The organism is Williamsia sp., assembly GCF_036566845.1.
Classification (GTDB): domain Bacteria; phylum Actinomycetota; class Actinomycetes; order Mycobacteriales; family Mycobacteriaceae; genus Williamsia.
Window position 1 is genome coordinate 1 of sequence record NZ_DATCVM010000117.1, and the last position, 5,830, is coordinate 5,830.

Annotated in this window: 6 protein-coding genes; 5 read left to right on the plus strand and 1 reads right to left on the minus strand. The window is 63.2% G+C overall.

Features of this window, described 5'->3' with window-relative positions; genetic code table 11:
- Positions 1–899: AraC family transcriptional regulator ligand-binding domain-containing protein (locus VIQ49_RS11055; protein ID WP_331884422.1), on the minus strand; the 899-nt coding region annotated here is incomplete at its 3' end.
- Between the two features lie 115 nt (positions 900–1,014).
- Between VIQ49_RS11055 and VIQ49_RS11060 the strand changes: the two genes are divergently transcribed.
- From VIQ49_RS11060 to VIQ49_RS11080, 5 genes are all read left to right on the plus strand, one after another.
- Positions 1,015–1,335 (plus strand): 2Fe-2S iron-sulfur cluster-binding protein, encoded by a 321-nt coding sequence (locus VIQ49_RS11060; RefSeq protein ID WP_163887646.1) that lies wholly within the window; start codon positions 1,015–1,017, stop codon positions 1,333–1,335.
- A gap of 25 nt (positions 1,336–1,360) precedes the next feature.
- Positions 1,361–2,749, plus strand: coding sequence for a cytochrome P450 (locus VIQ49_RS11065; protein ID WP_331884426.1), 1,389 nt, complete (start codon positions 1,361–1,363; stop codon positions 2,747–2,749).
- A complete protein-coding gene (locus VIQ49_RS11070; protein WP_331884428.1) occupies positions 2,746–3,948 on the plus strand; it encodes an NAD(P)/FAD-dependent oxidoreductase in 1,203 nt (400 codons plus the stop codon). Before VIQ49_RS11065 ends, VIQ49_RS11070 begins: the two co-directional genes overlap by 4 nt.
- Positions 3,949–4,211: 263 nt before the next feature.
- Positions 4,212–4,622, plus strand: a complete 411-nt coding sequence (locus VIQ49_RS11075) for an SCP2 sterol-binding domain-containing protein (protein ID WP_331884430.1) — start codon at positions 4,212–4,214, stop codon at positions 4,620–4,622.
- 36 nt (positions 4,623–4,658) lie between these two features.
- Positions 4,659–5,830 (plus strand): AMP-binding protein (locus VIQ49_RS11080; RefSeq protein WP_331884432.1); only part of this gene is annotated, 1,172 nt, incomplete at its 3' end.

The window sequence follows — 5,830 nt, forward strand, 5'->3', positions numbered from 1 at the left end:
ATTGAGCGGTCGAGTAGCTGCAGCATCGCGCGCTCGCGCAGGAATGACTGGCGCAACTCGCGAAAGGTGGTCCCCTCCTCGGAGAGGCGCCGTTTGAGTGTGCTGGTGGATATCGACAGCTCATGCGCGAACCAATGGTTACTTCGCTGTCCGGGATCCTTCTGCAGCAACTGTCTCACCTTCTCCGAGAACGACGTGGTTTCGCTGCGCTGGTCGAGAGTTCGCTGCAGATCGACGATGGCGAGTCGATACGCGACGGGATCGGAGAACCGGCACACCTCGTTGAGCGTGTCCGCGGGAACATGGAGGAAGGACATCGGAGCGTCGAAGAACAGGCGCCCGGCGTGCGCCAGGTCGTTCTCCCGATCGGCCAGGGCGACGGGCGCCGGCCAACTCAGGTGAAGTGTGACGGTCGACGCGTCACCGACGAGCATATCCAGTAGTCGCAACAACGCCGACCCGCTGTAGGTGACGGCCAGGCAGTCCAGGGCCGGATCGCCGGTGTGCCCGGTGAACCCGACGGTGAGGCCGCGGTAACCGGGATGGAACTGTGGAGTCACAGCTGTCGAGATCAACGGCAGATAGGTGAGCAGCTCCACAATCTCGGCTACCGAGCCCGCGCTGACCAGCGGAACGCTCAACGGGCCGAAGGATGTCAACTGGGCCTGTCCGGCGAACGCGAAGCCGAGCAGGGTTGCCCGGTCGACGTCGAGATCGGGGTAGACCTCCCGAAACCACCGTAACGGGGCCTGGACATCACGCTCAATCAGCGTCGCCTCGTCGGTTCCTTCGCGAGCCATGATGTTGCGAAGCCGCGCGACGGCGTCTGGTTCGAATGCTGGGCTCTCGAGCATTTGCACGAATGCGAGTGGAGGCACACCCGCGTCATTGAGGTTCACCGACCATGGTCCTTTGAGCCAAATTCACAAATTTCTGACTCCGGCGAACATAGCCGCAGCGCTCATCCTGCGCAAGACTGGTGTCAAGTAACTGAGGACACGCAAGGAGCTGGCTATGGCAGTTGTCACATTTATCTCCCACGACGGCGAGAAGTACGAGGCGCCTCTCGAGGAAGGTCAGTCACTGATGCGGGTCGCGAAAAACAACGTAGTGCCCGGCATCGACGGCGACTGCGGAGGCGAAGCTGCGTGCGGGACCTGCCATGTGATCGTCGACCCGCAGTGGTCCGATCGGGTCGGCCTCTCCGGCGCCGTTGAAGAAGAGATGCTCGCGATGAACCCCGAGCGTCAGCCGACCTCCCGGCTGTCCTGCCAGATGCAGGTCTCTGAGGCGTGGGACGGCTTGATCGTCCATCTGCCCGAGTTCCAACTGTAGCGACGAGAGAGACGGATAAGACGTAATGAAGGTTTCTGAAGCAATCACCGAGAAAGTGCAGGCGACCATCCCGATGGACCTGCAGATTCAAGGCGCACACCTGTATGACAAGACCCGGCGTTTGGTGACCGGAACGAACGGGAAAAGGCTCTTCGCCGAGAGCCCCATCCCACCGGTCGAGGACGTCGAACTCGCCGACATCGACCTCAGCAACCCTTTCCTCTATCGTCAGGGGCGCTGGCAGTCATACTACGAGCGCCTGCGCAACGAAGCTCCGGTCCACTATCAGCCCAACAGTCCGTTCGGTCCGTTCTGGTCCGTCATGCGGCATGCCGACATCGTGGCCGTCGAGAAGAACCATGAGGTCTTCTCCTCCGAGCCCTTCATCATCATCGGGGCCCCGCCTCGTTTCCTTGATGTCGCGATGTTCATCGCGATGGATCCGCCACGCCACGACAGGCAGCGGGCCGCTGTCCAAGGGGTGGTCGCGCCCAAGAACCTGCGTGAGATGGAGGGTCTGATTCGATCACGCGTGCAGGAGGTGCTGGACAACCTGCCCGTGGATCGGCCGTTCGACTGGGTGCAGAATGTCTCGATCGAGTTGACCGCGCGGATGCTTGCAACCCTCCTGGACTTCCCGTACGAGCAGCGTCGCAAACTCGTCGAGTGGTCAGATCTGGCAACCTCGATGGAGCAAGCCAATGGCGGTCCCTCGGACCTTGACGAGACGTTCGCAGGCATGCGCGACATGGCGCGAGGTCTCAGCGAGCACTGGCACGACAAGGCGGCCCGGACAGCTGCCGGAGAGGAACCCGGCTTCGATCTGATCACCATGCTGCAGAGCAACGAGAGCACCAAGGATCTGATCAAACGACCGATGGAGTTCTTGGGCAACCTTGTGCTGCTGATCGTCGGAGGCAACGACACCACCCGGAACTCGATGAGCGGCGGTGTTCTCGCGTTGAACCGGTACCCAGATCAGTTCGAGAAGCTGAAGGCAAACCCCGACCTGATCCCTAACATGGTCTCGGAGGTCATCCGGTGGCAGACACCGTTGGCCTATATGCGCCGGATCGCCAAGGCGGACACTATGCTGAACGGGCAGTTCATTCGCAAGGGCGACAAGGTCGTGATGTGGTACGCGTCGGGCAACCGCGACGAGCGCGTGTTCGATCGACCCGACGACTTGATCATCGACCGGGCCAACGCCCGCAACCACATCTCCTTCGGCTTTGGCATCCACCGCTGTATGGGGAACCGGCTGGCCGAGCTGCAGCTGCGGATTCTCTGGGAGGAGTTGCTTCCTCGTTTCGACAACATCGAGGTCGTCGGCGAACCCGAGTACGTGCAGTCCAACTTCGTGAGGGGTATCAGCAAGATGATGGTCCGACTCACACCGAAATCCGCCACATGACGTTGGAGCGGACGCTCATCGTCGGGGCCAGCCATGCCGGGGCCCAACTCGCGGCCAGTCTGCGCCAGGAAGGGTGGACCGGTGAGATCGTCCTCATCGGCGACGAGTCGGCGCTGCCCTACCAACGCCCTCCGCTGTCGAAGGCATATCTGGCCGGGAAGTGCACAGTCGACGAGCTCGCGATCCGCAACGCCGAGTTCTACACCAAGCAGCGAATCCAACTCCTGGATGCGACGGTGGAGGCGATCGACCGCTCGGCGGGTCACCTTTCGCTGAACACCGGCGACGCATTGCCCTACGACAAGCTCGCGCTGTGCACTGGCGCCCGCCCTCGTCGGCTCCCTACCCCGGGAGCCGACCTGGCCGGAGTCTTCTACCTACGCACCGCCGCGGACGTCGAGATGATCCGCGAGGCCACCAGCCCCGGGAGTCGGGCTGTGATCGTCGGCGGCGGCTACATCGGACTGGAGACGGCCGCCTCGTTGCGTGCACTGGGTCTGGAGGTCACCGTGATCGAGGCGACCGAGCGCGTCCTCGAACGGGTCACCGCGCCCGAGGTATCGGCGTTCTTCGACCGGATCCACCGCGAGGAGGGCGTCAACATCCGGACGGGCGCGCTGGTCAAGGCATTGTCTGGCGACGGCAGGATCCGCGAAGTAATCCTGGCCGGTGGCGAATCGATTCCTGCCGACCTCGTCATTATCGGCATCGGCGTTGAGCCCAACACCGAGCTCGCCGCCGCCGCGGGCTTGGTCGTCGACAACGGCGTCGTGATCGACGACCAGGCCCGGACCACCGACCCCGACATCGTGGCTGCCGGGGACTGCGCCAGCCACCACATGGCCCGTTACGGCCGTCGCATCCGCCTGGAGTCCGTGCCAGGCGCAGGCGAGCAGGCCAAAGTCGCCGCCGCGACCATCTGCGGTAAGTCGAAGAAAGTCGCAGCGCTGCCATGGTTCTGGTCCGATCAATACGACGTGAAGCTCCAGATCGCCGGTCTCAACACCGGATACGACGAGGTCGTCCTCAGCGGCGACCCGACCCGAGACCGCGACTTCACCTGCTTCTACCTGCGGGCCGGCGAACTCATTGCCGCCGACTGCATCAACCGACCCCGCGACTTCGTATTCAGCAAGCGGGTCATCACGCAGCAAGTCCCGATCGAACGGGCCGAACTGATGCTCGCCGGCCCGGCCTGAGGTTCATGGTTGCGGTGGTGCGATGGGACGGCGACCGCGATGCGATTCTTGTCTCGGTGACGTCGAGGCCAACCGCCATCCAACTCCGCTGGCAAAGGGGACGGCTAGCGGACACAGTTGGCCACCATGGTGGTACTACCGCAGCGCATCAGGAGCTGGCGGGGGTCGCCAACAAGCGTGACGGTTCTCTTCGGAGGCAGCATCGTCTGGAGTCGATGCTCGCGAATGTTGTTTTCTGAAAACGAGGTTGGTGGAGGTTGACGGTGGCGGTGTTCAAGGACGAGGACGAGGTCTATGCCTTTTTGGGTGGGATCTTTGGGCGGGGTTTGGAGAAGGAGGGACTTGGGGACAAGCTCGCAAGTTCGGGTGTGGTGTTGCGGGTTCACTACACCGATCCGGACGCGGTGGTGACGGTGGACCTGCCGAACAAGGTGGTGGAGACCGGAGCGTCCAGTACCGCGGTGCCCAATGTCGAACTGTTCATGTCGGCGGACACCGGGAACAAGTTCTGGCTGGGGAAGGTGAACCTGACGATGGCGATGGCCAAGGGAACGGTGCGTGCGAAGGGCCCGGTGCCGAAGTTGATCAAGTTGATCCCGCAGGCGAAGAACTTGTTCCCCGAGTACCGTTCGATGTTGCAGAGTCAGAATCGGCAGGACCTGATCGATGCGTGATCGTCGTCTCATCGCGGGCTGTAGGACGGGCGTGCGATGAGGAGCACGATGCAGGATGTTCCGTTGACGGTGGCCGGGATCGTGCGCCATGCCTCGACGATCCATGGTGATCGCGAGGTGTTGACCGCACGCGGACCCAAACAGATCTCTGGGGTGTCGTATCACGAGGTGGGGGAGCGCGCGGCGCGGTTGGCGAATGCGTTGCGCGAGATCGGCATTCGTGGAGACGAGCGTGTCGCGACGCTGCAGTGGAGCAACCAGGAGCATCTGGATGCTTACGCGGCGGTGCCGTCGATGGGCGCGGTGCTACATACGTTGAATCTGCGGCTGCCACCTGAACAGCTGACGTGGATCGCCAATCATGCCGAAGATCAGGTGATCATCGTCGACGGTACGGTGCTGGGCCTGTTGGCGGGGGCGTTGCCGTCGATGACCTCGGTGCGCACGGTGCTGGTAACCGGCACGGGTGACCTTGCCGCGGTGCAGGGATGCGGAAAGGACGTCCTTCGCTACGACGACGTGGTGGGCGCGCAGTCGAGCACGTTCGACTGGCCCGATGTCGACGAGCGGTCGGCCGCAGCGATGTGCTACACGAGCGGTACTACCGGGCACCCGAAAGGCGTTGTCTACAGCCACCGTTCGACGTGGCTGCACTCTCAAGCGGCGTGCACCTCGAATGCGTTGGGCGTCGGTCATGACGACACGGTGTTGGCGATCGTTCCGATGTTCCACGCTAATGCCTGGGGATTGCCGTATGCGGCGATGATGGCGGGGGCGCAGCTGCTGCTGCCTGACCGTTTCCTGCAGGCGGGGCCCTTGGTGGAGATGATCGAGGCGGTCCGGCCGACGATGGCGGGCGCTGTTCCGACGATCTGGACCGACGTTCTGCACTATCTGCGCGACAATCCCGGCCACGATGTGAGTTCGCTGAAGTTGGTGGCGTGCGGTGGTTCGGCGGTTCCGCGGTCGTTGATGACCGCCTATGACGAGCTGGGCGTCCGCATTGTGCAGGCCTGGGGGATGACCGAGACGTCCCCGCTGGCCGCGGTCGCTCTGCCGCGGAACAGCGACACCCCGGAGAGGTCCCTTTACCTGCGCGGAACCCAGGGCCGGGTGGTGGCCGGTGTGCAGGCCCGCATCGTTGATGACAGCGGTGCAGAACAACCTTGGGACGGAAAGTCGGTGGGGGAGATTCAGATCCGCGGCCC